Source organism: uncultured Shewanella sp. (genome assembly GCF_947495455.1).
GTDB lineage: Bacteria > Pseudomonadota > Gammaproteobacteria > Enterobacterales > Shewanellaceae > Shewanella.
On record NZ_CANLZC010000304.1, the window covers coordinates 1 to 245 of the forward strand.

At 37.1% G+C, this 245-nt stretch carries 1 rRNA gene; it reads left to right on the plus strand.

The annotated features are described in order from the left end of the window. Positions 1-179: 179 nt before the first annotated feature. Positions 180-245, plus strand: a 16S ribosomal RNA gene (locus Q0791_RS25180); the annotation flags it as partial.

Consider the following 245-nt stretch of genomic DNA (forward strand, 5'->3'; position numbering starts at 1 on the left):
TCGTTCTTTAAAAATTAGACAAGCAAATCTGTGTGGGCACTCACAGAGATTAAGTTATTCGAAATATAACTTAATGATGAGTGTTCATAGCAATATGAAAAAGTTTGATTTCACTTTTCAAAGTGGAAACAAATCACAGAATTCATTGAGTCGTTCGACGTAGTCGAGCAACAAAACTTTAATTGAAGAGTTTGATCATGGCTCAGATTGAACGCTGGCGGCAGGCCTAACACATGCAAGTCGAG